Here is a 26,267-nt window from a genome sequence, read left to right on the forward strand (position 1 = left end):
AGCCTACCTAAGCGGGCTTCAGGAGTTTGTTCTCCACGACAGCTGACCGGGACAGCGTCTTGTACCCTTCCTGCTCGAAGAGCACCGTGATGACATCGTCCTCGTGCCGCATCACCAGGCCGGGCCCCCACTCCTTATGGACCACGGCTGACTGAAGCGGGAACGGCTCCTCTTCCCCGGTGCCCGCCCCACCGCCGTCGTACGCCTTACCCTGCTGTTTCCTGCCCCGCTTGTCTTTGGGCTGGTCCTTCTTGCCCTGCCGTTTCCTGCCCGTGGGCTCTCCATTTTCGGGAGCGGAGGCAGCAGCGGCGCACCCATCGCAGTTTCCGCACGGCTCCGGCAGTTCCTCACCGAAGTAGCCCAGCAGGAACTGCCGCCGGCAGCCGTCCGTCTCTGCGTAGGCGCGCATCATGGTGAGGCGGGACTGGTCCACGCGCTGCCGGGCTTCGGCGAGTTCGACGGCGTCACCCACCAGGGTGGGCAGCTTCGCCTTGGACGTCAGCCGGACGCCGCGCTTGCCGACGGCCACCGCGCCGATCTCCTCCAACTGGTTCACGAGGCCGGTGACGCGGCGCGGCTTGAATCCGGTCAGCTCCGCGAGCGAGGACTTGGGAGTGGCCGCATGGGCAGCCTTTAGGGCCTTCAACACGGCGAGCAGGGAATCTGGATCAGGGGAGTGGGTGCCGAAGAATTTGCGGATGCCCAGATCCTCCGACCGGTAGTGCAGCACGGCGGACGCGGGTTTGCCGTCCCGGCCTGCCCGGCCGATCTCCTGGTAATAGGAGTCCAGGGATTCGGGAATGTCGGCGTGCACCACAAACCGGACGTTCGGCTTGTCGATGCCCATGCCAAAGGCCGTGGTGGCCACCACCACGTCCAGCTGGTCGTCCAGGAACAGCTCGTGGATGCGTTCGCGGTCTGCGGCTGACCGGCCGGCGTGGTAGGCCTCCGCCCGCAGCCCTTCCTTGGCCAGCTTGGCCGCGTATTTCTCCGTGTCTGTCCGGGTGGCAGCGTAAAGGAGCCCCTGCCCGTCCCTCGCCAGGGCCGCCACCTGTTCCAGCACGGCCTTGCGCTTGCCCTTGTCCTCATGGTGAGGGACCACGTCCAGGCTGATGTTGGGCCGGTCGAAGCCGTGAACCAGCACCAGTGGGTTCTTCATGGCCAGCCGCTCCACGATCTCGTCCCGCACCGGCGGAGAGGCGGTGGCGGTCAGGGCAGCCACGGGCGGATTTCCCAGCTGCTCCCGCACATTGCCCAGGCCCAGGTAGTCCGGACGGAAGTCGTGGCCCCAGGAGGAGACACAATGTGCCTCGTCAACCACGAAGAGCGAGATGTCCAGTGCTTTGATCCGGTCCACGGTTGACTGCTTGGCCAGCTGCTCGGGGGCGAGGAACACGAACACGGCCCTGCCGTCCTCGGCGGCCTGCCACGCGGCCTCCACTTCGGCGTCACTGTGAGAGGAATTGATGGCCACCGCGGTGTCCGGCCCCAGGTCCTGGGACAGGCTGTCCAGCTGGTCCTCCTGCAAAGCGATCAGCGGTGAAACCACGACGGCGGGACGGCCAAGTGCCTGGTGCAGGTGCAGGGCCGCGACCTGGTAGATGGCCGACTTGCCATAACCGGTGGGCATCACGGCCAGGACGTCGCGGCCATCGGCAAGGGCGGCCATACCGGCCAATTGGCCGTCCCGAAGGCGGGGCAGGGAGAAGGACGAGGCAGCAAGGGCCCGGAGGGCAGGTTCGTCGGACATGAAACGGGACTCCGCACAGAAGAAAACCGCGGCCGCTTGCTTCAGCCGTAGGAACCACCCTACGCCAGCCCCGCCCCGCCGTCGTGCACCCCGGGCCCTGTGTGGAAAGCCCTGGCTACGTGTCGATGGTGGACATGTTGGGGTAGCGGTCACCGGCGGTGGCACCGGCCGGCGCCAACTGGTCCAGCAACTGCAGCTCGTCCTGGCTGAGCTCGACGTCTACGGCGCCCAGGTTCTCGCGCAGCCGTTCACGCTTCTTGGTGCCCGGAATCGGGACGATGTGCTCACCCTGGGCCAGCAGCCAGGCGAGGGCCAGTTGGCCGGGCGTGCACTGTTTCCGGTCGGCCAGCTCCTTTACACGGTCCACAAGTTCGAGGTTCCGGGTGAAGTTCCCGCCCTGGAAGCGGGGGGAGTGCTTGCGGAAGTCGTCATCGGCGAAATCATCCACGCTGCGGATCTGGCCTGTGAGGAAGCCGCGGCCCAGCGGGCTGTAAGGGACAAACCCGATGCCCAGCTCCGCCAGCACGGGAAACACCTTGGTCTCAGGCTCCCGCTCCCACAGCGAATACTCCGTCTGCAGGGCCGTGATGGGGTGCACGGCGTGGGCCCGCCGGATGGTGTCGGCGGAAGCTTCGGACAAGCCCAGGTGCCGGACCTTTCCGGCCTGGACCAGTTCCGCCATGGCGCCCACCGTGTCCTCGATGGGGACGGTCTTGTCCACCCGGTGCTGGTAGTAGAGATCGATGTGGTCCACGCCCAGGCGCCGCAGGCTGGCGTCACAAGCGGAGCGTACGTACTCCGGACGGCCATTGATGCCCACCCAGGAACCGTCCGCGCGGCGTTCATTGCCGAACTTGGTGGCCAGTACCACGTCTTCGCGGCGCCCGGCGATGGCGCGGCCCACCAGCTCTTCGTTGGTGAAGGGGCCGTACATGTCCGCCGTGTCCAGCAGGGAGCCGCCGGCGTCCAGGAATTCGTGGATGGTGGCGATGGATTCCTGCTCATTGCCCTCGCCATAGAACTCGCTCATGCCCATGCAGCCAAGGCCCAGGGCAGAAACCGTCAGTTGTCCAATAGTGCGCGTCTTCATGCGGTTCTCCTCAAAGGTGGAACTTGCCTGGGACCGGTCCGCCGGCGTTCGTTCATCACAGCGGAAACCAGGTGGTGCGGCGTAGGCCACTGTAGGCACCTACCCTGTGGGAAGCCTCGGTAAACAGGGGCCTCCTACCCCTAGACCACTGTGGGGGGCGTGCTTAGACTGGGCGGGTCCCCACCCGGGAACGGGTACCTGACCATGCCAAACATCAGGAAAGCACCATAGGGCCAGGGCTGTTCCCCAACACGAGGGATGTCTCACCTACCCAGATCATGGCCGTCCCACCGGACGCCTGACTATAGGAGCAATTGATGACAGGGAACAAAGCCGTTGCCTATAAGGAAGCCGGCAAGGTTGAAGTAATCGACATTGATTACCCAACGTTCGAGCTCAAGGACGGGCCCGGGGTCAATCCCGCGAACGTGGGACGCCCGGTGAACCACGGGGTGATCCTCAAAACAGTCGCCACCAACATTTGCGGATCGGACCAGCACATGGTCCGCGGCCGCACCACGGCCCCGCCCAACCTGGTGCTGGGCCACGAGATCACCGGCGAAGTGGTGGAAGTTGGCCGCGACGTCGAGTTCATCAAGGTGGGCGATCTCTGTTCCGTGCCGTTCAACATCGCCTGTGGACGCTGCCGGAACTGCAAGGAACGCAAGACCGGCATTTGCCTGAATGTGAACCCGGACCGGCCCGGCAGCGCCTACGGTTACGTGGACATGGGCGGCTGGGTGGGCGGCCAGGCCAACTACGTGCTGGTGCCGTATGCCGACTGGAACCTGCTGAAGTTCCCGGACAAGGACCGGGCCATGGAGAAGATACTGGACCTGGCCATGCTCTCGGACATCTTCCCCACGGGATTCCACGGCGCCACCACGGCAGGCGTTGGCGTTGGTTCCACCGTGTACATTGCCGGTGCTGGTCCTGTGGGCCTCGCAGCGGCAACCAGCGCGCATTTGCTGGGTGCCGCCGTCGTCATTGTTGGCGATATGAACGAAGGCAGGCTGGCCCAGGCGCGCAGCTTCGGCTGCGAAACCGTGGACCTGACCCAGGGTGAGCCGAAGGACCAGATCGAGCAGATCCTGGGCGTGCCGGAAGTGGACTGCGCTGTGGACGCGGTGGGCTTCGAAGCGCGCGGCCACGGCAAGGGAGCGCACGAAGCACCCGCAACCGTGCTGAACAGCCTGATGGACATCACAGCTGCCGGCGGTGCCCTGGGTATCCCCGGACTGTACGTCACCGGCGACCCGGGCGGCATCGACGAAGCAGCCAAGAAGGGTTCGCTCAGCCTTAGCCTGGGCACCGGATGGGCAAAGTCGCTGAGCTTCACCACGGGCCAGTGCCCCGTCATGAAATACAACCGGCAGCTGATGATGGCCATCCTGAATGACAAGGTCAGCATCGCCAAGAACGTCAATGCCAAGGCCATACCGCTCGAGGATGCACCCAAGGGCTACGCGGAGTTCGACGCCGGCGCAGCCACCAAGTACGTCCTCAACCCGAACGGCTACTTGAGCTGACACGACGGCGGACGGGGATCGCCGCCAGGGAACCACCGCTTGCGGAAATAAGTGCCCACCGGGCCGGGTTAGGCTGTGCACGGGCAGCACACCGCAAACGAAGGAGTACCCCTTGAGCGACATCACCGTCCGCCACAACCCGGAGCGCGAACGCTTCGAGATCCTCGACGCCGGCAACGTGATTGGCAAGGCGGCATACAAGGAGTACGACGGCGGGGAGTCGCCGCAGCGCATTTTCTACCACACTGTGATCAATGAGGAATACGGCGGGCAGGGCTTGGCGGGACGCCTCGCCACCGCCGCACTGGACAGTACGGTGGAGGCGGGCATCCGCATAGTTCCGGTCTGCCCGTTCATCAAAAAGTTCCTGGGCAAGCATCCCGACTACCTGCCCAACGTGGTGGCCGTTACCCCGCTGCACCTGGAGTTCCTGGACACGGCACTCGCGGCGCGTACCCGGGGCTAGTTCCACGCGAGCCTGCTGCTGAGAAGGCGCAGGCCGCCTTGGCATGCCATCCCCGTCCGCTGTCCGCAGCAGGATTTTCGACGCGCAAAATTGTTCTCGAAGCGCAGATGACGCGGCGCGGCTGAAATGTGGGCCGCGGAATGTGCTTTGCGGGTCGGGGACGGATTTGCCTGTCGTCAAGGCCACTTCGGGACACTCCGCAAGCCTTCAGGAACCTCCCAATGTCCAGTGATTTAATCGGCATTTGTCAGCGCGGCTCAGTGCCGCGCTGATTGTTTGTTGACAAGCCGAGGCTGGACAGGAGCCCTTGTATGTCCGTGCACCCCGTGGTGCCCAAGCCAGGCCGCGACGCCCCGCCGCCGGCGCCACGCAGGCCGGTTTCCGCGAAGGCTCGGGGTAACAGAAGGCTGCTGATCCTGGCCCTTGTCGTGTTACTCGTCATCGCCGGCACCATCACCCTGGCGGTGGTCCGGTCCGAACCGCGGTCCGGGGCAGTTGTGCCCACGCAGCCGGCCGTGCCCGCGGCCCCCGTGGCGGCAGCTCCGGCGTCCCTGAAGGACAGTGTGGACCATATCCTCAGTGAAGCGGACCAGTACCGGATTGGGCTGGCGCTCGCGGACGTATCCGGCGGCGCCGAGCGAACATTCGGTGACCAGAACACTTTTACTGCGGCCAGCACCGCGAAGATCCTGACTGCTGCCGCCTACTACCACCTGGTGGAAGAAGGGCAGGCCAGCCTGGACGCACCCATGGGAGACTACGACGCCGCCTTCCAGCTCAAGGCCATGGTCAACGACAGCAACAACGATTCATGGCTGCTCCTGATGGATGCCGTGGGCCACTCCCAGCTGACCGCCTATGCGGCGTCCATCGGAGTCACGTACGACCCCGAACAGAATCTCCTGACTGCGGCCGACATGGCCCTGATCCTGAAGGAGCTTTACGCGGGGGAGCTCCTGGACAAGGACAACACGGCGCAACTGCTCGGCTACATGCAGGACACCAACAACGAGGACCTCATTCCGGCGGGCTCCAGGTCCGGAGTGGACGTGCACCACAAGTACGGGGAAGTTTCCGGGGAACTGCATGACGCCGCGCTCCTGAGCTACCAGGGTTCGACGTTCGCGCTGGTGATCTATACGGAGAACCGGGACGGCGTGGCGGATGACGGCCAGGCGGAGGTCATCCGGGACCTCACCCGCGCGGTGGAGGACGCATTGTTCCCGGTGGGCCTGTCCAGCAGCAGCAAGTAGTTAACGCCACACCCTCCCGCAGGCCGCGAAGTCGTCTCCAGCGGCGGCCTTAGGACAGACTGTTACCGTGAGCAACAAACCCCGGACTGCCCTGGCCGTCGCCGGCCTCAGCCTGGGCACGGCATTGAATCCGCTTAACTCCTCCATGATCGCCGTGGCCCTGGTGGTGCTGCGCGCGGACTTCGGTCTCGACGTCGCCGCCGTCACCTGGGTGGTCACGTCCTTCTACCTGGCCTCTGCGGCCGGCCAGCCGGTCATGGGAAGGCTTGCTGACCGGTTTGGGCCGCGGCGGATGTTCATGCTCGGCATGGGTTTGGTTGCCGTTACGTGCGTACTGGCTCCGCTGGCCCCGAACTTTGCGCTGCTCTGCGTGGCCCGGGCGGTCATGGCGCTGGGCACCGCCACGGCGTATCCCAGCGCAGTGGTGATGGTGGGCGCGCTGGCGCACCAGGCCAAGGTGGATACTTCGCGTCCACTGGGGCGGCTGCAGATGGCCAATACGTCGGCAGCGGCGGTGGGGCCCGTCGTCGGAGGACTTCTGGTGGGCTTTGTGGGCTGGCAGTCGCTGTTCCTGATCAACGTCCCGCTGGCCGTGGCGGCGCTGCTGATTGTCCGGAGTGCGGCACCGCCGGACAAGGTCCGGGAGCGCGGCAGCGTTGCCGCGCTGGTGCGCGATTCCGACGTCCCGGGCATTGCCGCGTTCATCGGCGCCCTGCTGCTGGTCATGATGGCCGCACTGAACGTGGCGCCGGACTACCGCTGGCTGATGCTGGCCGCGGGTACCGTCATTGCCGCGCTGTTCGCCTGGCGGGAACTGCGGTTCGCCAAGCCCTTCCTGGACCTGCGACTGTTGGGCCGGAACCGGCCGCTGATGCTCGTGTATCTGGCCTTTGCCGTCTTCAGCAGTGTCTACTACTTCGTTTTCTTCGGCCTGCCGCAGTTGCTGCAGGAAGCCGGCGGCTACGATCCGGGCGTCGTGGGGCTGCTGATGCTGCCCCTGGCCGGCATGTCCGTGATCGCCACCCCGTGGGCGGTCTCCGCGATGGGAAGGTTCGGTGTGCGGCATGTGCTGCTTGCCGGCGTCGTCCTCCTGACCCTGGTGGCGGCACTTATGTGGCTGCTGACCGGGACGCTGGCCATTCCTTTCGTGGTGGTCCTGACTGCCCTGATGGGCGTCCCGTACGGGACGGTGAGCATCGCGTCCAACCAGGGGATGTTCGTCTCCACCCGGCCGCAGGACCGCGGGGTGGCTGCCGGGATTTACCAGACCTGCCGCTACGTGGGCGCGATTACCGCAACGGTGATGATCGGGGTGTTCGCCTCCGGCGGGGTGCACCAGGACAGCTGGATGCGGATGGTCCTGGCCATGCTGGTGCTCTGCGCGGTGACCTTCGGGATTTCGGTTTTCTGGCGGCAGCAGAAGGCGTAGCCGAACCTTTCAGGAAGGGGGCCGGGGCCCCTAGGAAGGCCCGGGGGAGCGTGCCATGCTGGCCCCATGGGAAACATGATGACTCTTGGCAACGCTAAAACCTCCGTCCAGGCGTACGTCAGCGAACCGGCCGGAACGCCCAAAGGCGGGCTGGTGGTGGTCCATGAAGTGTGGGGCCTGGTGGGCCACACCAGGGATGTGGCGGACCGCTTCGCTGCGGAAGGCTACCTGGCGGTGGCTCCGGACCTGCTGTCCGGAGCCGGTGGCACCGCCGACCTGTCAGGTGAGTTGCAGGTGGCGGCGTTCGATCCCGAACAGCGCAGCACCGCCCAGCCACGTCTGCGGAAGCATATGGCGCCCATTCGTTCCCCTGAGTACGCCAAGCACGCCGTGGCCGCCCTTCACGCTTGCTTCGACCACCTGGAAGGCGTGCCCGGGCTGGCGGGCCGGGTGGCCGCGACTGGTTTCTGCCTGGGCGGGACCTACACGTTCTCCCTGGCCGTTGCCGAACCCCGGCTGCGCGCCGCTGTTCCCTTCTACGGCCACGCCGAGTTCAAGGATTCCGAACTGCGCGCCATCAGCTGCCCGGTGCTGGCCTTCTACGGCGAGCAGGACACGGCGCTCATGGAGGAGCTGCCCGGGCTGAAGTCGCAGGTGCGCAAAGCCGGGGTGGACTTCGAAGCCGTGGTGTATCCCGGCGCCGGCCACGCCTTCTTCAACGACACCAACAAGTACACCTACAACGCGGACGCCGCCGCCGATTCCTGGACCCGGACGCTCGCATTCCTGGAACGGAGCCTCGCGGCCTAGGAGCGGCGGCCCCCACTCACGGACAGTAGTGCGCCTCACGGTCGTACTGGACTTTGGTCCCGGTCCGGTGGGAGTCCTCCCGTTCCCAGCACTGCCGGGTGCCGTCCGTGGTCTGCTCCCGGTAGTGCTGGCCCGACTCCACAACCTGCCCGTCGCGGACCAGGATGTGGGAGTGCGTTTGGGTGTGAATGGTGTTTAGGAGAGTTCCGCCGTTCGTCGTGGTCAATGTGTCTGTGTAGTTGCTCGAGCTCGAGTTGGACTGGATACCGCTGGGGGTCGAAACCTGGTGGCTGACAGCCATGCCCGTGCGGCAGGAGCTGTACAAGTCCCCGCTCTGGCAGTCGTTGAACTTGGTGACGTCTGCGCCGTTGCTGCTGGCGGCCTGGGCGGGGGCCGCGAAGGCTGCAGCGCCAAGGGCCAAGGCTGCGCCGATGAGGGCCGTGCGTTTGATGAACATAGCGATGTGTCCTGCCGGGGTAAGGGAGCACGTGCCCTGTGCCCCGATTCGTGCAGCGGAAACAGCCCCCAGCCCCTCCTGGCCCCTTCGGCCAGCCGCCCCTTAACTGTGGCCGCTGGGGGGTGCTGCCTCTAGGGCCATAGGTCCCTGACGGGAGGACGGAGGAGGAATCAAAACGGCGACGCGTTTCGTAAACGGAGCCTTTCGGCGGAAGGCGCGTCCCGCCGTCGTACTTGCCAGCCCTCAGCCGGGTTCCCCGCCAACAGGAGTGACCCGGATGCGGGCGATCCGCAGCCTGTCCATGCTGAGGACCGTCAGGAGGTAGCCGGGAACCTGGACCTTGTCTCCGGCAGAAGGGAGCCGCCCCAACCGGTCCATCATGAAGCCCGCCACAGTTTCGTAATGGCCCTCCGGCAGGGCGATTCCGGAGGCTGCCCTGAACTCCTGCAGGATCAGGCCGCCGTCGACCACGATGCTTCCGTTGGCCGTGGTGACGCGGTCCTCGTGCTCGGCTCCGGTGTCGTACTCGTCGTAGATCTCGCCCACCAGTTCCTCCACCAGGTCCTCGAGTGTGACCACGCCGTCCGTGCCCCCGTACTCGTCCACCACCAGGGCGATGTGCTGGTTGGCCTTGCGCATCCGGGACAGCGACGGCAGCACCCGGTTGGTTCCAGGCAGCGGCATGATGTCCCGGGCGATGCTCCCCACAGGCTGCTGGTCCTGCAGCTCGTCGCGGGGCATCAGGTCGCGGATATGCACGAAGCCCAGGACATCGTCCGGGCTCCTCCCAATCACGGGGAACCGCGAATACGGACCGTCCCTGACCATCCTCCGGGCGTCGGCGATGGTCATGGCACTGTCGATGAACGTCACCTCCGTGCGTGGGCGCATCACTTCCTGCAAAGTCCGGTCCCCGGCGCCGAACACATCAGCCAGGATGTGCCGGCTGCTCTCTTCGAGCAACTCGTTCTCTGCCACCATGTCCCAGAGCTCCTCCGAGCTGATGCCCTCCCGTTTGGCGCGCGGATCACCGCCCAGGAGCCTCACTACGGCGTCCGTTGACACTGACAGCAGCCAGATGACCGGCCGCATGGCCCGTGAAAGGGCGATCAGCGGCGGAGCCAGGAGCCGGGTGAAGGCGACCGGCCGCTGCAGCGCCAGCCTCTTGGGCGCCAGTTCGCCCAGAACCAGGGACAGGTACGCCACCAGCAGGGTCATGCCAATGAAGGCCACGGGCGCGGCGGCAGCACCCAGCCCAATGCTTTCCAGGAAGGGCACGACGTCGGGCGCGATCGCCGAGGCGCCATAGGCCGCCGAGAAGAACCCGGACAGGGTCACTCCGATCTGGACCGTGGAGAGGAACCGGTTGGGGTTCCGCGCCAGGGCGGCAGTGCGGGCGCCGGTCTCGCCCGACCTCTCGATGCGGCGGACCTGGCTTTCCCGCAGGGAGACCAGGGCCATCTCCGCCCCCGCGAACACCCCGCCCAGCAGCACGAAACCGAGAACCAACGCAATATTGACCAAGGTGCCGCTGTCCATGACAAAACACTACCGACCTGCGGATCGATTGGCCCCTGCCGCCCGCCTTAGGAAGCGTCAGGAGGCGGCAGTCCGGGGGCGGAGCCGAAGAGCCTGCATCCCGCCGTCCACTGCCAGGTCCACCCCGGTGGTTGACCCGGAGAGCGGACTGGCAAGGTAAACCACCGCTGCCGCAACTTCTTCCGGCGAGACAAGCCGGCCGTGCGGCTGGCGTGCCTCCAGCGCCGCCCGCTCGGCCGCTGGATCCGGTGCGGTGGCGAGGAGCCGGCTGATCCAGGGAGTGTCGGCAGTCCCTGGATTCACGCAGTTGACCCTGATGCCTTCCTGCAGGTGGTCGGCTGCCATGGCCAGGGTGAGCGACAACACCGCACCCTTGGTTGCGCTGTACAGTGCGCGCTGGGGCAGTCCGGCGGTGGCCGCCACCGAGCACGTGTTGACTATTGCTGCGTGGCTCGAGCGGCGCAGGTAGGGCAGGGCAGCCCTTGAGACCCGAACCATTCCCAGCACGTTGATGTCGAACACCCGGTGCCACTCGTCGTCGTCATTTGCCTCGATGGTGCCCTGGGCACCTACACCGGCGTTGTTGACCACGACGTCGATTCCGCCCAGTTGCTGTGCAGCCTCATCGATGGCCTGGCGAACGGAAGCGTCGTCGGAGACGTCGCAGTGGACGGCTTTTACTCCCGCCGGCGCCTGGTCGGGGTTGAGGTCCAGGACGGCGACGTCAGCCCCGCGGTCCTGGAGCAGTGCCGCTGTCGCGGCCCCAATCCCCGAGGCCCCACCCGTAACGATTGCCTTGATTCCGGCAAACTCCATTGTTTGTTCCTTCCGCTTGTTCGGGCTTAGCCCTGGACGAATTCCTGCCGTTGCCGGCCCAGTCCTTCCACTTCAATTTCCACCACGTCGCCGTCCTTCAGGTAGGGGAACCGTCCTGACAGGGCCACTCCTTCAGGGGTGCCGGTGCAGACCAGGTCCCCCGGTTCCAGGACCAGGAACTGGCTGAGGTCGTAGATGATCTGCTCCACGCCGAAGATCAGGTCGCGGGTGGAGGAATCTTGGCGGGTTTCGCCGTTGACCCAGCTGCGCAGCCGCAAGTTCCCGGCATCCACCTCGTCGGGGGTGGCGAGGTACGGGCCCGTGGGGCAAAAGCCGGCGCAGCTCTTGCCCTTGGACCACTGGCCGCCAGACACTTCGAGCTGGAAATTGCGTTCGGAGAGGTCGTTGACGGTAACGAAGCCGGCGATGTAGTCCCGGGCCTGCGCGGGGGACTCCAGGTAGGAGGCACGCCGGCCGATGACCACGCCCAGTTCCACTTCCCAGTCGGTCTTGGTGGAACCGCGCGGAATGGCTACGGGATCGAACGGGCCGCCTACCGTATTGGGCGCCTTATGGAAGATGATGGGCACGGAAGGGGGAGCAGAACCTGATTCGGCGGCGTGGGCTGCATAGTTCATCCCAACGCAGATGACGGAGGACGGCCTGGCGATCGGAGCGCCGATCCGGATCCCCTCGGACGGCAGTTCGGCCAGTTCCCCGGCGGCGAGTGCTGCTGCCGCCCGTCCAGGCCCGTCGGATTCCCAAAAGTCCGCGTCGATGTCCTTCGCTATCTGTTCCAGGGAGTAGTACTTCTTGTCGTGCAGCAGGGCGGGGACTTCCTTGCCCAGAGCACCCATGCGTGCAAATTGCATTCGTTTCTTCTTTTCTTAGTTGAGGGGTGCGTGGGGTCAGCTGATCAGACCGCGGTCCCGGAGGTCAGCCCACAGCTGGTCAGGGACGGACTGCGAGGCCAGGTCCAGGTTTTGCTTCACCTGGGCCGGCGTCCGCATGCCCAGGACCACGCTCGTCACGGCCTGGTGCTGGTACGGGTAGTGGAGGGCGGCAGCCGGAAGCGTGGTTCCGTGCGACTCGCAGATGTCCGCCAGCAGGTTGGCTTTGGCCAGCAGTTCCTGCGGCGCCGGTGCGTAATTGTAGGTGGCGTTGCCTGCCGGCCGTTCCTTGGACAGGAGCCCGGAGTTGAAGACCCCCACGTTGACCACGCCGACGCCGCGTTCCACGCACGCGGGGAGCAGGTGTTGCGCCGCGCCCTGCTCCAGGAGTGTGTACCTCCCCGCGAGCATGACCACGTCAATGTCTGTTTCGGTGACGAACCGGTGGAGCATTTCGGACTGGTTCATGCCCGCGCCCCAGGCTCCGATCACGCCTTCGTCGCGCAACGCTGACAGTGTGGGGGCGGCGCCTTCAACAGCCTCGGTCCAGTAGTCGTCGGGGTCATGGATGTAGACGATGTCGATCCGGTCGGTGCCCAGCCGCTCCAGGCTTTCCTCGATGGAGCGCAACACTCCGTCGCGGGAGTAGTCACGGACCCGGTGGAGGTCATCCGGGACGTCGAAGCCCTCGGTGTCCTTGCCCTGCGGTGACGGGTTGGGCCGCAGGAGCCGTCCAACTTTGGTGCTGAGGAGGTAACTGCCGCGGTCCTGCCCGGCCAGCGCGGCGCCCAGGCGGCGTTCCGACAGGCCCAGCCCGTAGTGCGGCGCGGTATCGAAGTACCGGACGCCGCCCTCCCAGGCCGCAGTGACGGCGTCGAGCGCTTCCTGCTCCGGAACCTGCCGGTAAAGGTTACCGATGGGCGCTCCGCCGAAGCCGAGCACCGGAAGCTGCACGCCCGTGCCAGGGATGGTGCGGGTTTCTGCTTGCATTGTCAGTCCTGTTCCTGGTTCGTGGCTGTTTGTTCCGGGTCTTCCGCGAGTTGGTAGACCCGGGTGGCCGTTCCGTGTGCAACGCCCGCGCGCTCTCCGTCGGACGCCCCCGCCAGCGACCGTTCCACCAGAGTGATCCAGGCCTGGTAGTCGGCCGGGCTTGTCAGGGAGACGGGGAAATCGCTGCCGACCATGCAGCGTGCCGCCCCAAAAAGCTGAAGGGTTTCCTGGATGACGGGCAGCGCCTGCGGCGCCAGGGGCCGGTTCGGGTCCGCCTCAGCGCCGGCCCCTGAAAGTTTGACGACGACGTTGGGGCGCCTCGCCAGTTCCCGCATCCCGGTGCGCCACACTGTGAGGTCCCCACTGGCTATAGGCGGCTTGCCCATATGGTCCAGCACGATGGGCAGGTCTGGAACGCCGTCCGCGAATTCCGCCAGGGCCGGCAGCTGCCGGGAGCGGATGCACGCGTCGAAAACCAGGCCTGCCCGGGCAACCTGCCGTGCACCCGCCAGTGTTGTCCGGTCCAGCATGAATGATTCGTCCCGGTCCTGGAACAGCTGCCTGATGCCCCGTACCAGGGGGCGTTCCAGCAGCTGGTCCAGGTCCTCCGCTACAGTGTCACCGTGGCTGATGGGGGCGAAAGCCACAATCCCCGCCAGCTGCGGCCAGACTGCGTGGAGACTGGACACCCAGTCCACTTCCTTCAGGGCCTGGTCATCACGGCAGTCAGCCTGGACAAAAACGGCCCCGCGGGTGTTTGCCCCGCTGTGTGGGAGGTGTTCCGGCAGGAACGGCTTGTTCAGGGTAGGTGCATCCGCAAGCCAGGTGTAGTCGAGCGCCGCGGGATCCCAGATGTGGACGTGCGAATCAACCACCCGCAATGAAGGCGTTCCCATCACGACGTGCCGTCGGGCCGGACCCCGATGGTCAGCAGGAGGTTCGCATAGTGCCGCGTATCGCCACTGGCAATGACGACGGCGACATCGGCTGATCGCGCGGCATCATAAAACTCAAAGCGCTGATGGGATTCGATGGAAACGTTCGTGCCAAGGGTGCGTTCGTAGCCTTTGACGGCCTCCGTCCAGTTGCCGTCCGGGGGTGTCATCACCGCTGCTGCCTCAAGGGGGACGGCATCCACCAGTACTTCAAGGATTTGGTCGATGGTCAACAGCCCGGGCCGGAGGTTCAGCGCGATGCGCCGCGCGGAGGCAGGTGCCCCGGTATTGTGCGGGTAGTTGGCGTCGGCGATGAGGATTTTTGAGCCGTGGCCGGACTCGGCGAGGGCTGCCAGGAGCCCCGGGTGGGTGAGGGTGTAGTTGATCATGCCTGGGCCTCCAGCCGTGCGCTGGCGAAGGCAACGCGGCCGGGCGGGTTACTGGCCCGCCATGCCTGTTCTGCCCTGCCGGAGCCGGTTCCTGCCCAGTAGCTGCCGTAGGGAAAGGCGTATTCCTGCAGCGTCTGCTCCTTGAGCTCGGCTGAGTATCCCGGATTTGCCGGCATGGCATAGGCGCCGTCCCTAACGATGCAGGGGTCCACGAAGTGTTCGTGCAGGTGATCAACGAACTCTGTGACGCGTCCGGCCAGGTCGCCCGAGACGGCGATGAAGTCGAAGATGGAAAGGTGCTGGACCAGCTCGCACAGCCCCACCCCGCCCGCATGGGGACAAACCGGGATACCGAATTTCGCGGCCATCAGCTGAACGGCCAGTACTTCGTTGACGCTGGCGAGCCGGCAGGCATCCAACTGGCAGTAGTCGATGGCTCCCGCCTGGAAAAGTTGCTTGAAGAGGACCCGGTTCATGCCGTGCTCGCCGGTGGCGACTCCGATGGGCTGGACCGCCCGCCGGATTTCAGCGTGGCCGAGGATATCGTCAGGGCTGGTGGGTTCCTCGATCCACAGCGGATTGAACTCGGAAAGCTGCTTGACCCAGTCGATGGCCTGCGGGACATCCCATACCTGGTTCGCGTCGATCATGAGGTTGCCGTCAGGGCCGATGACATCACGTGCGATGCCGAGGCGGCGGATGTCGTCCTCCAGGGACGCGCCCACTTTCAGCTTGATGTGGCGGTATCCCTGGTCCACCGCCTCCTGGCAAAGCCGGCGGAGTTTCTCGTCGGAGTACCCCAGCCAGCCCGCGGATGTGGTGTAGCACGGGTAACCGGTTTGTGTCAGCTGCCGGATGCGTTCTTCCCGGCCCGGCGCAAGGCGTGCCAACAAGCCCAGCGCCTCGTCCCGCGTCAGGGCATCCGAGAGATAGGTCAGGTCGGCAGCGTCGACAATTTGCTCCGGGCTCATGTCCACCAGGAGCCGCCACAAGGGCTTGCCCGCGCTCCGCGCTGCGAGGTCCCACACTGCGTTCATCACGGCACCGAGGGCGAGGTGCTCCACCCCCTTGTCCGGCCCGAGCCAGCGCAGCTGGGTGTCGAGCTTCATTTCCCGGTACGTCTCCCCGAGGTTCCGGCAGATACGGTCGGCGTCCTGTCCCAACAGGGGGCGCGCCCGCAACTCAATTGCCGCCGCGCACACCTCATTGCCGCGGCCGATGGTGAAGGTGAACCCGCAGCCGTAAACGGCAGGGTCGTCCGTCCTCAACACTATGTAGGCGGCAGAATAGTCCCCGTCCTTGTTCATTGCATCCGAGCCGTCCGCGGACAACGAGGTGGGAAACCGCACGTCAAACACGTCAAAACCGGTGATGTGTGGCATGGTGAGCCCTCCAGATTCAGGCTAAGAAGAGGACGCTCCAGCAACGGTGCGAGCATCATCTGATGTATTTGGAAGTATTTGATGAGAATATAAGAGCAGGCTGGATTTTCCAAGCAATAGATCAGATGAAAGTGGATTTCTGTAGCGGAAACCTGCTGACGAAACACAACGAAGGGCGGTAGCGATGACGAGCGGCGCACCCAATGGTTCGATGTCCCAGACCGATGTGGTGATCACGGGCGTGAAGCGGATGTTGTCCTCCCGCCGGCTCCGGCCGGGGGACCGGCTGCCAATCGAGAAGGACCTGGCGGCAGAGCTGCAGGTATCGCGCGGCTCACTCCGGGAGGGTGTGCGTGCACTCTCTACGATGGGCATCCTGGAAACCAGGCAAGGTGCCGGAACCTTCGTAACCCGCCTGGAACCATCGGCACTCCTGTCTGCGATGGAATTCTGGGTGGGACTTCAGGACGGTGAGCGGGCAAACCAGGTACATACCGTCCGCAGGGCGTTGGAGACCGAGGCGGCTGCCGCCGCGGCCATCTGCATCGGGAAGGACCAGCTGGATCAGGCGGAACGCATCCTGGAGCGCGCCCACTCCGCGATCCACGCGGCACCCGTCCAGCATGACGCGGCGATGCAGTGCGACGTGGAGTTCCACCGGTTGATCGCCGAGGCGTCCGCCAACCACGTGCTGTCCGCGTTGATCGAGACCGTGTCCACCAACACAATCCGGGGACGGATGTGGCGCTCGATCCATGACAACGAGGGCCTGCTGGCCACGCACCGCGAACACCTCGGCATCCTGGAAGCGCTGCGCCGGCATGATGTGGACCGCGCCCGGACGCGGATGGCAAACCACCTGTACGCCGTGGAGGACTATGTAATGGCCATCCCCGAACCGGACCTGGAGGGGCAGGTGGGGGATGCGGACGCGGTCCCCGGTGACCAGGAAAGCATGCCTTAGACATCATTCGTCTGATCTTGTTCTCAAAAATACCCTGAAAGGCTGGCTTCTCTGTCACTTTGGATCAAATTATCCAACAAAGATCAGATGATTCCTTGACTTACTGAGATGACCGGGGTCATTCTGTTGGAACGGGGGTTGCGGAAATCACACCAGGCAGGCCACGAGGACGTCGCCGGGCAACCCTTGTCCCCAGATATGAAAGGACATCATCGTGTCGAACAACCGCGTTACCGGCCGCCTGCTGACAGCGGCAGCGGTGGCAGCCCTCGCAGCGGGCACCCTCAGCGCCTGCGGTTCAAGCGCAGGTTCATCGTCGGACGGGGGCAAGGAAGCCTCATCGATGTACACATGGATCAGTAATGAAAATGACCGGGCGCAATGGCAGGCCTTCGTGGACGCGGCAAAGAAGAAAGACCCCGCGTTCAACCTCACCCTCGAGGGCCCCAGCTTCAACGACTACTGGACAAAAGTGAAGACGCGGTTGTCCAGCTCCGGTGCGCCGTGCATCATCACCACGCAGGCAGCCCGCGCCCAGGAACTCAAGGACCTGACGGTGCCGCTTGACGACATGGTCAAGAGCAACAACGTGGACGTGTCCATGTACAACAAGGCGATGATTGATGGCTTGACGGTGGACGGAAGCCTCCGCGGCATCCCGTACGACGCCGAGCCGGTAGTTCTCTACTACAACAAAGACCTCCTGTCCGCAGCAGGAGTGAAGGAGCCAACGCTCAATTACACCACCGCCCAGTTCACATCGGACCTGAAGGCACTGACGAAGGGCGGCGTTACGGGCTTGGCCGTGCCGCCGGGCTTCGGCGCCGGCCCGGGGCTGCCCCTGGCTTTTGCCAACGGCAACGAACCGGTCAAGGACGGGAAGCTGGACCTGACCAACCAAGGTCTGGTGCAGGACCAGCAGTTCGCTTTTGACCTGGCCGCCAAGGAAAAAGTGGCCACTGCTCCCCAGGCATCGGACGGCAGCGATGTCCCGGAGCAGCAGTTCATGAGCGGCAAGGCGGCCATGATCATCGACGGCCCCTGGATGTACGACACACTGACCACGAAGACGCAGGGCAAGGTGGGCATCGCCGTCATTCCTTCGACCTCGGGGCAGGGCATCGGGATGATCCAAGGCTCCGCCTTCGCCATCGCGGCGTCCTGCAAGGACAAGGAAACGGCCTTCAAGAACATCATGAAGATCACGACGCCTGAGGTGGTTGGAGCCGTCGGGGCAGCCCGCGGAACGGTGCCGTCCGTGGAGTCCGCGATCAAGGACTGGGCCGGTAACAAGCCGGCGGCCGACGTCGCCGTGGTCGAAGCGCTGCTGAAGTCCGGGCGCCCCCTGGTGACGACACCCACCTGGAACCAGGTGGAAACGAACTTCACGCAGTACTCCGGCGACGGGTTCCGCGGCACCAAGTCAGCCCAGGACATCCTCTCCACCATCGCCAACTCAGCCAAGTAATCCTCCGGGGGCGGGCTCCAGCCTGGAGCCTGCCCCGCCCAAGGAATAGGTCAAAGATGACTGCTTTACCGACGCTCGCAGTAAAGAACGCAAAGAAGCCGGCCAGGGTCACCGGCCACGGGAAGCTCGCCGCTGTGTACCTTGCCCCCGGCATGCTGGGGTTCCTCATCTTCATCGTGGTTCCGCTCGTCGCCTCCCTGGTGATCAGCCTGTTCGACTGGCCCCTGTTCGGTACACCCAAGTTCGTCGGACTGGAGAACTACACCCGCATGCTGACCGGTGACCCGGTCTTTTGGACGGTCCTGGGCAACACGCTGTTCTTCGCTGTTTCCTACACCGTGCTGAACCTTGTCCTGGCACTTGCGGTATCGACGTGGCTGCACACCCTGGGGAGCTGGGGCCCGTTCTTCCGCGTCCTGTTCTTCATCCCGGTTGTCACGCCGATGGTGGCCAACGCGCTGGTATGGCGACTCATGCTCACCGATGACGGCGTCGTCAACAGCTTCCTGGCCACTTTCGGCATCCACGGACCGTCCTGGCTCAGCAACAGCCAGTTGGCCATGGGCTCGCTGATCGCCATGTCCCTGTGGCAGGGAATCGGCTACAACATCATCGTCCTCGGCGCGGGGCTCAACGGGATTTCACCAAACCTGCTGGAAGCAGCCCGCATTGACGGAGCCGGGGCGTGGCAACGGTTCTTCCGCGTGGTGCTGCCGATGCTCTCGCCGTCGCTCTTCTTCTGCACGGTGATGACCATCATCGGATCCTTCAAAGTCTTCACCCAGCCGTACCTGCTCACATTGGGCGGCCCCGGTGAATCCACCAACACCATCGTGCTCTACCTGTACCGCAACGGATTTTCCTTCGACAAGCTCGGCTACGCATCAGCGCTGGCCTGGGCGCTGTTTGTGATCGTCATGCTTATCACCGCACTGCAGTTCTCCCAGCAGAAGAGGCTGGTCAACTATGACAACTGAAACCATGGCCAAGGGCGCCACCCCGAACACCGGCGCCCTGAAGCGCCAACCCCCTGTGCGCCGCAGGAAGAAGAGGCCCGGTACCTACATCAGCAGGGCAGGCATCATCCTTGCAGGGCTCATCTTCTTCTTTCCGTTCCTCTGGATGGTGGCTACTTCCCTGAAGCCGACTTCCGAGGTCTTCTCCACGGGTTCGAACTTCCTGGCTTCCCGCGTGGAATGGTCCAACTATGTCACCGCCTGGACCGCCATACCGTTCGCACAGGTGATCGCCAACAGCTTCCTGGTGTCCATTGCCGGAGCAGTCCTGACCACCGTCGTGTCGCTGCTGTCCGCATATGCCTTTGCGCGGCTGCAGTTCAAGCACCGCGACAAACTGTTCCTTGTCTTCCTGGGCACCCTGGTGCTGCCGCAGGAGGTCCTGGTCATCCCGCTCTACATCATGATGAACAAGCTGGACCTGGTGAATTCCCTTCCGGCGCTGATCGTTCCGTTCGCATTCGGTGCGTTCGGTGCGTTCCTCATCCGGCAGTTCCTGCTTTCCCTCCCGGTCGAATTCGAAGAAGCCGCGCGGATAGACGGTGCGGGGTCCCTCCGGATCCTCTGGAGCGTCATCCTGCCACTGGTCCGCGCACCGCTCGCGGTGGTGGCTGTGTTCAGCTTCATCGATTACTGGAGCAGCTTCCTGTGGCCCCTGATCGTCATCAATGACGTCTCGCAGGCGACGATTCCGCTCGGCTTGTCCATGTTCTCCGGTGAACGCGGAACGGACTGGGGGCCACTGATGGCCGCAGCAACCGTAGCCGTCATCCCCAGCCTGTTGGTCGTCATCCTCCTGCAGCGCCAACTGGTCAAAGGCGTCAGCATGGGCGGATTCGGCGGCCGTTGAGCCCCACCCTGAACCACAAGAATTGCCAAAATCACCTATCTGAAATTGGAGCGCAGCATGACTGACAGCACAGCCACGCCCGAAGACTGGAACAAGTTGTCCCGGGCCGTGCCGGAGTGGTTCCAGAACGCGCCGTTCGGCATCTTCATCCACTGGGGCGCCTACTCCGTTCCCGCCTGGGCCGAACCCATCGGCGCGCTGGGCACCATAGAGGACCACGAGTGGTTTACCCACAACCCCTACGCGGAGTGGTACTACAACACCATCCGCATCGACGGCAGCCCTGCCCAACAGCACCACCGGGAGGTCTTCGGAGGAGAGGACTACGACGCCTTCCTGGACCAATGGAAAGCAGAACAGTTCGATCCGGCGGACTGGGCTGAGCTGTTCAAATTCGCCGGTGCCGACTACGTGGTGCCCACCACGAAGCACCATGACGGCATTGCGCTCTGGGACGCTCCGGGAACAGGGGAACGGAACACGGTCCACCGCGGACCGCGCAGGGACCTGATCGGCGAAATCGCCCGCGCTGTGGACGACAAGGGCCTGAAGCTGGGGCTGTACTATTCCGGCGGCCTCGACTGGCACGTACGTCCCTTCCCGCCGCACGTCACCAGCGAAAGCGTCCACGACACGTCCCGCCCCAAGGACGCCGGCTACGCCGAGTACGCCTACAACCACGTGGTGGACCTGGTGGATAAGTACCAGCCGGACGTCCTGTGGAACGACATCGAATGGCCCGACGCCGGCAAGCACTTTGGCGAGCACGGCCTCGGCACGCTGTTCGAGCACTTCTACTCGATCAATCCGCAGGGCGTGGTGAACGACCGTTGGGGCGCCACCCACAAGGACTACGCCACCAGCGAATACGAAGCCGCCAGGGAGAACGAGTCCGAATCCGAGTGGGAGAACTGCAGGGGAATCGGATTCTCCTTCGGCTACAACCAGGTGGAAGGTCCGGAGCAGTCGTTGACCGGCCGGCAGTTGGCCCGCCACCTCACAGACGTGGTGTCCCGCGGCGGCCATTTCCTTTTGAACGTGGGTCCCCGGGCCGACGGGACCATCCCTGAGATCCAGCGCCAGGCCCTGACAGGTCTCGGCGAGTGGATGGCCACTGCCAAGCAGTACCTTGTGGGGGCCCGTCCGCTCCAGGATGGAATGGCGGCAAGCAGCGAGGACCCCTGGATCCGCTGGGTGGACCGCGGAACGGAGGCCGTGGCTTTCGTTGACTCGCCGGGCGGGGGAACGGAAGCTGCCATCAAGCTGGACGCGGGCAGGTTCTCATTGTCACAGGCGGTAGCGGAAGGTGCCGGCGGAACGGTCGAGGCTACCGGGGACGGGCTCAATGTCACCCTGTTGCCTGACCGGCCCGGCCCTGCCATCATCCGCGTCCCCAAGGCGTAGTCCCGGAAGTAACGTCGACGGCGGCGGCTGACCCACCAAGGGGGCCGCCGTCGTGGTGCCTCAGCTCAAGATCCGCCGCTTACGTGTACATCAGCGAGCCGGGCGTAGTGAGCTTTTCGCCGGTCTCCAGCCAGGTCTTCAGGCCGGAGAGGATCATCGGCCAGCCGCCGTAGAGCTGCTCATTGGCGCCTTCACGCAGGTCGCTGTGGGTGACCGTGAGGTGGCAGGAATCGCCTACCGGCTCGATCTCCCAAGTGATTTTTGACGTGCCCTCGGCCTTGACGTCCTCGCCCCACAGCGCCCGCATGGTCTGGACGAGCCTGCGCGGCGGATCCACTTCCAGGTTCTCGCCCTCGCCCAGGGCCGCACCCGCCTTCGGGTTGCCCATGACGAACTTTCCGTCGGGGGACCAGTCGGCCTCGAGCGTGTTGCCGAACTGGTACTTGCTGCGGATGTCGCTGTCCGTGATGGCTTCCCAGAGCTGTTCGGGCGTGGTCTTGATGTAAATTTCGAAGATCTTTTCCATGGGACTTTCCAATCTGGATTTGAGGTCGCTGAGGGCAGCGGCCCATGGTTCTGCGTATTTGCTGACCCAGCGGTCGTGGACCAGCCGGATGGGGACGGGGTTCAGGAAGTGCAGCTTTTCCCGGCCCCGCCGGCGGGTGACCACCAGGCCCGCGTCCTCCAGGATGCGGAGGTGCTTTGCGATCCCGAACCGGGACATGGTGAACCGTGCTTCAAGCGCGCTCAGGGTCTGGCCGTCCTCGCGGAAGAGCTCGTCGAGCAGGTCTCTGCGGGTGGGGTCGGAGAGTGCCTTGAACACGTCGTCCATGCACCCATGATAGGTGACTAAATGGTCACCTATCAAGGGTTTAGTTCCGCGAAGCCAGGTTCCGGTCCCGCTCCTCGAATACCTCTTCGCCGGGACCAGTGAAGGCGCGGGAGCGTTCCACAGCCTCGATGGAGCCCGTGAACAGCTGCGATTCATGCGGGTCCGCGGGGGCCGGCGACGCACCGGACCCGGACGCACCCGGCCGCCGCAGCGGTGCCTTGCGCTGGCTGGCCGTGCCGGCGTCGTGCGTGTGTTCCCAGCGCTGGTGCGGCAGGGCTTCGGGGTGGTTCTGCTGGAGGAACGTGACCATGGTTTCGCGGACCAGGCAGCGCAGGTCGAAGAGGGCAGCGCTGTCAGCGGCACTGACCAGGATCCGGATCCGGACGAAGCCGCCGGTGGCATCGGTGATCTGCAGGACGCCCACGCGCTCATCCCACAGTTCGGTTCCGGCCAGGACCCGGCGCAGCTCGGTGCGCATGTCCTCCACCGGGGCGCGCCAGTCGAGGTCGAACTCCACGGTGCCCATCACCTCGGACTGGCGCCGGGTCCAGTTTTCGAAGGGCGTGGTGGTGAAGTGCGTGGACGGCAGGATCAGCCGGCGGTCGTCCCAGAGATGCACCACCACGTAGGTAAGCGTGATCTCCTCGATCCGGCCCCACTCCTTCTGGACCACCACCACGTCATCCACGCGGATGGCATCGGTGAACGCAAGCTGCATGCCGGCGAAGACATTGACCAGGGATGTCTGTGCGGCGAGCCCGGCCACGATGGAAATCACGCCCGCGGACGCCAGGAGCCCGGCGCCGAGCGCCTGGATGGCGGGGAATGTCAGCATCGCAGTGCCGACCGCGAGCACCACCACCAGTGCCACGGCGATCCGGCGAGCCAGGATCATCTGCGTGCGCAGCCGCCGCGCCCGGCGGTTATCGGCAACCTCAACGCTGTGCCGGTTAAGCACCACCGCCTCCACGATGAGCAGCACCGCGATGGCAAGCCAGGCCACCGCGCCGATGAGGGCGATCAGCAGTAGATGGTCGACGCCGGCATGCCAGCTTTCGCTTCCCGCCGTCAGCCCCAGCGCAATGCGGACGCCTACCAGGCACAGTGCCAGCCGCAACGGCTGGCGGGCCACCCGGGACGTGGCCTGCAGTTCCGGGCGCTTCCGGTTCAGCTTCAGCACGGTCTTGCGCAGCAGCCAGGACAATGCCAATCCGGCCACCACCGCCAGGGCCATGGCGATGAAAGGCAGGGCGGGGTTCAGGAGCTTGAGCATTCTTTAAGCTGTATCAAGCCTGGGGCGCCCCTCCGAAATCGGGGCAGGAAACTGGCCCGATGCGGAAGGAACCCGGGTAGCCTTGGGCGCATGCAGAAGATATCGATCGACGCGCTGGCCCGTCAGCAGCTCGAGGCGGCTGTCACCTCCACCAACGGCCGCGCTGCAGACACCGTGTACGGCGGCCACGAAAAGATCCTCCGGCAGACCGTCATGGCCATGAAGGCCGGAACCCAGCTGAGCGAGCACCAGAACCCCGGCGACGCCACGGTGTTCGTGATCCAGGGCTGCGTCAGCCTCAAGGCCGGCGGTGACTCATGGCAGGGCAAAACCGGGGACCTGCTGATTGTCCCGCCCGGACTGCACAGCCTTCACGCCGAAGAAGACTCCACCTTCCTGTTTACGGTGGCCAAGTACCGCGACTGACGCCACCAGGGCACGGCTGCCGGGCTTCCCCCAGCGGAAGTCCGGCAGCCGCCGTCGGTCCCGCAGCAGCGCCCGTCGCGGCGGGCTTCCCAGTGCGGCCTGTCAGTGCGGGTCCCTCAGTGGGGTCCCTCAGCGCTGCGGGTCCTGCTTGGTTGGTGTGGGACGCGGGGCATCGGTGGTTTGGGTGTCCGGGCGCCTGGTAGGCGTGGCCTCGCCCGGCTGTTCCTGCCTGATGGCGCCGGGTGCATCAACTCCTGCTGCGACACCCCCGGGTTGCCCGGCGGCATCCTTCCCCCCCTGCTCCGCCGGCCCGCGCGCAGCATTGGTTCCCCCGCCCGGACTCTCCGGAAAGGCCGCCGGTGCCCCCTGGCCTTCCGCCGCGCCGGGGTCCCCGCCCGTCGGTACCTGTCCCAGTTCGGGGTGTGGCACCACTGGCGGCGAAGGGACCGAATGCGGTCCACCGGCCGGGGAAGGCACGACGGCGGCACCAGGGCCTGGTGCACCGGCGCCAGTCGGGGGAGGCGTCGGCGGGGCTTGGGTCGCAGGGTCACGGATCGGCGGTGCCGCGGGACCTTGTGGGGTCAGTGACCGGACGATAGTGCTGATGGTTCCCTCCGCACCTCGGCGGATGGTCTCGTTGCCAGCCGCCGCAGTGCCTGCCACGCCGAGCGACGCGGCCACGGCGAGGGCCGTGAGGACCGCGCGTGGCCTGCTGCGCTCCGTTCCTGGTTTGTGCGGTGTCCTTCGCTGGTCCAGGGGGACGATGCCTGCTGTTGCAGGCTTCCCCATGAGGGCAAGGAGTTCGGCGGAGGGCTGCGGGACGTCAGGATCCCGCAGGGTCCTCAGCTGCAGCAGCACCTGCCGCAGCCCGGCATCGTCCGGGAAGCCTGCATCGGCCAGGAGTTCGTCCACGGCATGTTCGTCATCCGGCCGGATCCCGGTGCCATTGTTCCTGCTCGTCATGACCGGTCTTCTTTCAAATACGGGCGCAGCTTCCGGAGCCGGCACAGGGCCCGGCGCTGCAGCTGCTTGATTGCGCCGGGAGTCTTACCCATGATTTCGGCTGTCGTTTCCACGGAGAGGTCGGCCACAACCCTTAAGGCGATGACTTCCTGCTGGTCAGGTTGGAGTGTTTCAAGCAGTTGCCTGACATTGGATGCCCCTTCAACTGCCAGAAGCTGGTCCTCCGCGGAGTCGCTGCAGCGGGGGTCGGCATCAGGGTTGTAGTCCGTGGTGGCTGGTGCCTTGAGGCGGCGGCGGTGCTCGTCCACGTACCGGGCGTGGGCAATCGAAAAGAGGAGGGACCTTGCCCCCTTCATCCCCCCGCACAGTTTTCCCAGTTGAGGGTACAGCGCCAGGAAGACCTCCTGGGTGAGCCCCTCAGGATCCTCCACGTTCCGGGAACGCAGGTAGCTCAGCACGGAAGGTGAGAATTCCCGGTAGATGTCACAAAACAGGCCCTCGTCCGGCTGTTCGGGCGCCGGGGCTTCGTCCTTGACCCTCTCCATCCGCCCCCCTGCGGCAGGTCCCCCTTGCGGGATCTCCTTGGAATGGGCGGCCGCTCCGTCGTGGTTTACTGCTCCCGGAGCGGCCGCTGAACGTCGCGGCAGGTTACCGCTGGCCGCCGCCGGAGTGCCTGGTTCCGGGGTTGGACTGGTGCTCCGCGCCTCCGTTGGCGGCGCCTGTTTCCTGGCCCTGCTCCTTTACCTGCTGCTGTTGCGCCTGGTGTTGCTCCGGCGCTGCGGGGCCCGCACTGTCGTTGTCGGCCTGGCCCGTGGGACCGGTGACCGTTGCGCAGTAGGAGCCGACGCCGTCCTCGCTGCCCGCAGCCCGGACCAGCGCGGTGTAGGCGGTGGAGGATGTGCCCAGGCCGCCATTGGCAAAAGCGGTGCACAGGCCGAATGCTGCAGGTCCGGTGGCGTCGGGCCCCGCAGCGGTCGACGTCGGCGCAGGATCAGCAGTCTCGGTGGGCGCCGGGTCCGGAGCTTCGGTTTCCGTCTCGGTGGGCGCCGGCTCCGGAGCTTCGGTTTCCGTGGAAGTGGGGTCGGGGGATTCGGTTTCCGTCGCCGTGGGGCTGGGCGACGATGATTCGGTTTCGGTGGGGGCAGGCGACGGCGACTCCGTGCCTGCCACAACCGTCGGACCGTCGGGCAATGATTCGGCCATGGCTGCCACACCCGTGCCCCCGACTGCCAGGGCACCGGCAGCCAGCACAGTCATGGCCAGTTTGTTGCCTGAAAACGTGAAGAACGACATGAGACCCTCCGTTGACGAATTTCAATGATTGCGATCAACTTCGCGGGATACCC

At 65.2% G+C, this 26,267-nt stretch carries 26 protein-coding genes; 11 read left to right on the forward strand and 15 right to left on the reverse strand.

The annotated features are described in order from the left end of the window. Positions 1-7: 7 nt before the first annotated feature. Both J2X98_RS19335 and J2X98_RS19340 read right to left on the reverse strand, forming a co-directional pair. Positions 8-1,750 (reverse strand): RecQ family ATP-dependent DNA helicase, encoded by a 1,743-nt coding sequence (locus tag J2X98_RS19335; protein WP_307311457.1) that lies wholly within the window; start codon positions 1,748-1,750, stop codon positions 8-10. A gap of 115 nt (positions 1,751-1,865) precedes the next feature. Continuing rightward, positions 1,866-2,840, reverse strand: a complete 975-nt coding sequence (locus J2X98_RS19340) for an aldo/keto reductase (RefSeq protein WP_307311459.1) — start codon at positions 2,838-2,840, stop codon at positions 1,866-1,868. Positions 2,841-3,157: 317 nt separating this feature from the next. Between J2X98_RS19340 and fdhA the strand changes: the two genes are divergently transcribed. The 5 genes from fdhA to J2X98_RS19365 all read left to right on the forward strand — a co-directional run bounded on the left by fdhA (position 3,158) and on the right by J2X98_RS19365 (position 8,327). Next, positions 3,158-4,369 (forward strand): formaldehyde dehydrogenase, glutathione-independent, encoded by a 1,212-nt coding sequence (gene fdhA / locus J2X98_RS19345; protein ID WP_141943331.1) that lies wholly within the window; start codon positions 3,158-3,160, stop codon positions 4,367-4,369. A gap of 112 nt (positions 4,370-4,481) precedes the next feature. After that, positions 4,482-4,835 (forward strand): GNAT family N-acetyltransferase, encoded by a 354-nt coding sequence (locus J2X98_RS19350; protein ID WP_307311461.1) that lies wholly within the window; start codon positions 4,482-4,484, stop codon positions 4,833-4,835. Positions 4,836-5,146: 311 nt separating this feature from the next. Then, the gene (locus tag J2X98_RS19355; RefSeq protein WP_307311463.1) at positions 5,147-6,088 is read left to right on the forward strand and encodes a serine hydrolase; all 942 of its coding nucleotides are present in this window, start codon (positions 5,147-5,149) and stop codon (positions 6,086-6,088) included. A gap of 67 nt (positions 6,089-6,155) precedes the next feature. Beyond that, positions 6,156-7,517 (forward strand): MFS transporter, encoded by a 1,362-nt coding sequence (locus tag J2X98_RS19360; RefSeq protein WP_141943325.1) that lies wholly within the window; start codon positions 6,156-6,158, stop codon positions 7,515-7,517. Positions 7,518-7,583: 66 nt separating this feature from the next. Further along, positions 7,584-8,327: a dienelactone hydrolase family protein gene (locus J2X98_RS19365; protein ID WP_307311469.1), complete on the forward strand. Its 744-nt coding sequence runs from the start codon at positions 7,584-7,586 to the stop codon at positions 8,325-8,327. A 16-nt stretch (positions 8,328-8,343) separates the two neighbouring features. Here the strand turns inward: J2X98_RS19365 and J2X98_RS19370 are convergent, their stop codons facing one another. The 8 genes from J2X98_RS19370 to J2X98_RS19405 all read right to left on the reverse strand — a co-directional run bounded on the left by J2X98_RS19370 (position 8,344) and on the right by J2X98_RS19405 (position 15,725). Then, a complete protein-coding gene (locus J2X98_RS19370; RefSeq protein WP_307311471.1) occupies positions 8,344-8,784 on the reverse strand; it encodes a hypothetical protein in 441 nt (146 codons plus the stop codon). A 243-nt stretch (positions 8,785-9,027) separates the two neighbouring features. Then, complete coding sequence (locus J2X98_RS19375; protein WP_307311474.1) at positions 9,028-10,323, reverse strand: hemolysin family protein; 1,296 nt, start codon at positions 10,321-10,323, stop codon at positions 9,028-9,030. 57 nt (positions 10,324-10,380) lie between these two features. Further along, complete coding sequence (locus tag J2X98_RS19380) at positions 10,381-11,139, reverse strand: SDR family NAD(P)-dependent oxidoreductase (RefSeq protein ID WP_307311478.1); 759 nt, start codon at positions 11,137-11,139, stop codon at positions 10,381-10,383. A 26-nt stretch (positions 11,140-11,165) separates the two neighbouring features. Further along, the gene (locus tag J2X98_RS19385; RefSeq protein ID WP_307311481.1) at positions 11,166-12,011 is read right to left on the reverse strand and encodes a fumarylacetoacetate hydrolase family protein; all 846 of its coding nucleotides are present in this window, start codon (positions 12,009-12,011) and stop codon (positions 11,166-11,168) included. Positions 12,012-12,047: 36 nt separating this feature from the next. Continuing rightward, positions 12,048-13,019 carry an aldo/keto reductase gene (locus J2X98_RS19390; RefSeq protein WP_307311484.1) on the reverse strand — a complete coding sequence of 324 codons (972 nt, stop codon included), beginning with the start codon at positions 13,017-13,019 and terminating at the stop codon, positions 12,048-12,050. A gap of 2 nt (positions 13,020-13,021) precedes the next feature. After that, positions 13,022-13,915, reverse strand: a complete 894-nt coding sequence (locus tag J2X98_RS19395; RefSeq protein ID WP_307311488.1) for an amidohydrolase family protein — start codon at positions 13,913-13,915, stop codon at positions 13,022-13,024. After that, positions 13,915-14,343, reverse strand: coding sequence for an RbsD/FucU family protein (locus tag J2X98_RS19400; RefSeq protein ID WP_141943312.1), 429 nt, complete (start codon positions 14,341-14,343; stop codon positions 13,915-13,917). Before J2X98_RS19400 ends, J2X98_RS19395 begins: the two co-directional genes overlap by 1 nt. Further along, on the reverse strand, positions 14,340-15,725 hold the full coding sequence (locus J2X98_RS19405; RefSeq protein ID WP_141943310.1) for an L-fuconate dehydratase: 1,386 nt from the start codon (positions 15,723-15,725) through the stop codon (positions 14,340-14,342). Before J2X98_RS19405 ends, J2X98_RS19400 begins: the two co-directional genes overlap by 4 nt. Positions 15,726-15,909: 184 nt before the next feature. Here J2X98_RS19405 and J2X98_RS19410 point away from each other — a divergent pair, with 184 nt between their 5' ends. The 5 genes from J2X98_RS19410 to J2X98_RS19430 all read left to right on the forward strand — a co-directional run bounded on the left by J2X98_RS19410 (position 15,910) and on the right by J2X98_RS19430 (position 21,427). After that, positions 15,910-16,689, forward strand: coding sequence for a FadR/GntR family transcriptional regulator (locus tag J2X98_RS19410; protein WP_307311493.1), 780 nt, complete (start codon positions 15,910-15,912; stop codon positions 16,687-16,689). Between the two features lie 214 nt (positions 16,690-16,903). Continuing rightward, positions 16,904-18,157 carry an ABC transporter substrate-binding protein gene (locus tag J2X98_RS19415; protein WP_307311495.1) on the forward strand — a complete coding sequence of 418 codons (1,254 nt, stop codon included), beginning with the start codon at positions 16,904-16,906 and terminating at the stop codon, positions 18,155-18,157. Positions 18,158-18,213: 56 nt separating this feature from the next. Next, positions 18,214-19,134: a carbohydrate ABC transporter permease gene (locus J2X98_RS19420; protein WP_307311498.1), complete on the forward strand. Its 921-nt coding sequence runs from the start codon at positions 18,214-18,216 to the stop codon at positions 19,132-19,134. Then, positions 19,124-20,023, forward strand: a complete 900-nt coding sequence (locus J2X98_RS19425) for a carbohydrate ABC transporter permease (RefSeq protein WP_307311501.1) — start codon at positions 19,124-19,126, stop codon at positions 20,021-20,023. Before J2X98_RS19420 ends, J2X98_RS19425 begins: the two co-directional genes overlap by 11 nt. A gap of 57 nt (positions 20,024-20,080) precedes the next feature. Beyond that, the gene (locus J2X98_RS19430; protein ID WP_307311504.1) at positions 20,081-21,427 is read left to right on the forward strand and encodes an alpha-L-fucosidase; all 1,347 of its coding nucleotides are present in this window, start codon (positions 20,081-20,083) and stop codon (positions 21,425-21,427) included. A gap of 79 nt (positions 21,428-21,506) precedes the next feature. Here J2X98_RS19430 and J2X98_RS19435 read toward each other — a convergent pair whose 3' ends face one another. Then, positions 21,507-22,259 carry an ArsR/SmtB family transcription factor gene (locus J2X98_RS19435; protein ID WP_307311507.1) on the reverse strand — a complete coding sequence of 251 codons (753 nt, stop codon included), beginning with the start codon at positions 22,257-22,259 and terminating at the stop codon, positions 21,507-21,509. A 40-nt stretch (positions 22,260-22,299) separates the two neighbouring features. After that, on the reverse strand, positions 22,300-23,532 hold the full coding sequence (locus tag J2X98_RS19440) for a mechanosensitive ion channel family protein (RefSeq protein WP_307311510.1): 1,233 nt from the start codon (positions 23,530-23,532) through the stop codon (positions 22,300-22,302). Between the two features lie 90 nt (positions 23,533-23,622). Between J2X98_RS19440 and J2X98_RS19445 the strand changes: the two genes are divergently transcribed. Next, positions 23,623-23,958: a cupin domain-containing protein gene (locus J2X98_RS19445; RefSeq protein WP_141943298.1), complete on the forward strand. Its 336-nt coding sequence runs from the start codon at positions 23,623-23,625 to the stop codon at positions 23,956-23,958. Between the two features lie 129 nt (positions 23,959-24,087). Here the strand turns inward: J2X98_RS19445 and J2X98_RS19450 are convergent, their stop codons facing one another. From J2X98_RS19450 to J2X98_RS19460, 3 genes are all read right to left on the reverse strand, one after another. Further along, positions 24,088-24,921 carry a hypothetical protein gene (locus J2X98_RS19450; RefSeq protein WP_307311512.1) on the reverse strand — a complete coding sequence of 278 codons (834 nt, stop codon included), beginning with the start codon at positions 24,919-24,921 and terminating at the stop codon, positions 24,088-24,090. Beyond that, positions 24,918-25,466, reverse strand: a complete 549-nt coding sequence (locus J2X98_RS19455) for an RNA polymerase sigma factor (RefSeq protein WP_307311515.1) — start codon at positions 25,464-25,466, stop codon at positions 24,918-24,920. Before J2X98_RS19455 ends, J2X98_RS19450 begins: the two co-directional genes overlap by 4 nt. 103 nt (positions 25,467-25,569) lie before the next feature. Continuing rightward, positions 25,570-26,214, reverse strand: coding sequence for a protein tyrosine phosphatase (locus J2X98_RS19460; protein ID WP_307311520.1), 645 nt, complete (start codon positions 26,212-26,214; stop codon positions 25,570-25,572). Positions 26,215-26,267 lie beyond the last annotated feature (53 nt).

It is taken from the genome of Pseudarthrobacter enclensis, assembly GCF_030811655.1.
GTDB lineage: Bacteria > Actinomycetota > Actinomycetes > Actinomycetales > Micrococcaceae > Arthrobacter > Arthrobacter enclensis_A.

Bases quoted from the DNA above. Each gene is read 5' to 3' on its own strand.
- J2X98_RS19335 (WP_307311457.1), bottom strand. From the start codon at position 1,750: ATGTCCGACGAACCTGCCCTCCGGGCCCTTGCTGCCTCGTCCTTCTCC.
- J2X98_RS19340 (WP_307311459.1), bottom strand. From the start codon at position 2,840: ATGAAGACGCGCACTATTGGACAACTGACGGTTTCTGCCCTGGGCCTT.
- fdhA (WP_141943331.1), top strand. From the start codon at position 3,158: ATGACAGGGAACAAAGCCGTTGCCTATAAGGAAGCCGGCAAGGTTGAA.
- J2X98_RS19355 (WP_307311463.1), top strand. From the start codon at position 5,147: ATGTCCGTGCACCCCGTGGTGCCCAAGCCAGGCCGCGACGCCCCGCCG.
- J2X98_RS19365 (WP_307311469.1), top strand. From the start codon at position 7,584: ATGGGAAACATGATGACTCTTGGCAACGCTAAAACCTCCGTCCAGGCG.
- J2X98_RS19370 (WP_307311471.1), bottom strand. From the start codon at position 8,784: ATGTTCATCAAACGCACGGCCCTCATCGGCGCAGCCTTGGCCCTTGGC.
- J2X98_RS19375 (WP_307311474.1), bottom strand. From the start codon at position 10,323: ATGGACAGCGGCACCTTGGTCAATATTGCGTTGGTTCTCGGTTTCGTG.
- J2X98_RS19380 (WP_307311478.1), bottom strand. From the start codon at position 11,139: ATGGAGTTTGCCGGAATCAAGGCAATCGTTACGGGTGGGGCCTCGGGG.
- J2X98_RS19385 (WP_307311481.1), bottom strand. From the start codon at position 12,011: ATGCAATTTGCACGCATGGGTGCTCTGGGCAAGGAAGTCCCCGCCCTG.
- J2X98_RS19390 (WP_307311484.1), bottom strand. From the start codon at position 13,019: ATGCAAGCAGAAACCCGCACCATCCCTGGCACGGGCGTGCAGCTTCCG.
- J2X98_RS19395 (WP_307311488.1), bottom strand. From the start codon at position 13,915: ATGGGAACGCCTTCATTGCGGGTGGTTGATTCGCACGTCCACATCTGG.
- J2X98_RS19400 (WP_141943312.1), bottom strand. From the start codon at position 14,343: ATGATCAACTACACCCTCACCCACCCGGGGCTCCTGGCAGCCCTCGCC.
- J2X98_RS19405 (WP_141943310.1), bottom strand. From the start codon at position 15,725: ATGCCACACATCACCGGTTTTGACGTGTTTGACGTGCGGTTTCCCACC.
- J2X98_RS19410 (WP_307311493.1), top strand. From the start codon at position 15,910: ATGACGAGCGGCGCACCCAATGGTTCGATGTCCCAGACCGATGTGGTG.
- J2X98_RS19420 (WP_307311498.1), top strand. From the start codon at position 18,214: ATGACTGCTTTACCGACGCTCGCAGTAAAGAACGCAAAGAAGCCGGCC.
- J2X98_RS19425 (WP_307311501.1), top strand. From the start codon at position 19,124: ATGACAACTGAAACCATGGCCAAGGGCGCCACCCCGAACACCGGCGCC.
- J2X98_RS19430 (WP_307311504.1), top strand. From the start codon at position 20,081: ATGACTGACAGCACAGCCACGCCCGAAGACTGGAACAAGTTGTCCCGG.
- J2X98_RS19435 (WP_307311507.1), bottom strand. From the start codon at position 22,259: ATGGACGACGTGTTCAAGGCACTCTCCGACCCCACCCGCAGAGACCTG.
- J2X98_RS19440 (WP_307311510.1), bottom strand. From the start codon at position 23,532: ATGCTCAAGCTCCTGAACCCCGCCCTGCCTTTCATCGCCATGGCCCTG.
- J2X98_RS19445 (WP_141943298.1), top strand. From the start codon at position 23,623: ATGCAGAAGATATCGATCGACGCGCTGGCCCGTCAGCAGCTCGAGGCG.
- J2X98_RS19450 (WP_307311512.1), bottom strand. From the start codon at position 24,921: ATGACGAGCAGGAACAATGGCACCGGGATCCGGCCGGATGACGAACAT.
- J2X98_RS19455 (WP_307311515.1), bottom strand. From the start codon at position 25,466: ATGGAGAGGGTCAAGGACGAAGCCCCGGCGCCCGAACAGCCGGACGAG.
- J2X98_RS19460 (WP_307311520.1), bottom strand. From the start codon at position 26,214: ATGTCGTTCTTCACGTTTTCAGGCAACAAACTGGCCATGACTGTGCTG.